The sequence below is a fragment of the Halalkalibacter oceani genome (assembly GCF_023715605.1).
Lineage (GTDB): Bacteria > Bacillota > Bacilli > Bacillales > Bacillaceae_D > Halalkalibacter > Halalkalibacter oceani.
Genome location: NZ_JAMBOL010000084.1, coordinates 1 through 436, shown reverse-complemented (window position 1 = coordinate 436; position 436 = coordinate 1). Strand labels below are relative to the sequence as shown.

At 63.8% G+C, this 436-nt stretch carries 1 protein-coding gene; it reads left to right on the top strand.

The genetic code is table 11. The annotated features are described in order from the left end of the window. Positions 1 to 436 (top strand): hydrogenase nickel incorporation protein HypB (hypB, locus tag M3202_RS22105; RefSeq protein WP_251225353.1); only part of this gene is annotated, 436 nt, incomplete at both ends.

Below are 436 nucleotides of genomic sequence, written 5' to 3'. Positions count from 1 at the left end.
GAGCCAGCGGCGAATGCTGGAAGTGGAGATCGACGTGCTGGATAAAAACAACCGCCTGGCGGCACGCAACCGCGCACGCTTCGCAGCAAAACAGCAGCTGGTGCTGAATCTGGTTTCCAGCCCCGGCTCCGGCAAAACCACCCTGCTCACCGAAACCCTCACCCGGCTGAAAGGACGCGCCGACTGCGCGGTGATTGAAGGCGATCAGCAAACGGTCAATGACGCCGCCCGCAGTCGCGCCACCGGCACCCCGGCGATTCAGGTCAATACCGGGAAAGGCTGCCATCTCGACGCCCAGATGATCGCCGACGCCGCCCCGCGCCTGCCGCTGGCTGACCGCGGCATTCTGTTTATCGAAAACGTCGGCAACCTGGTCTGCCCGGCCAGCTTTGATCTCGGCGAGCGCCATAAGGTGGCGGTGCTATCGGTCACCGAA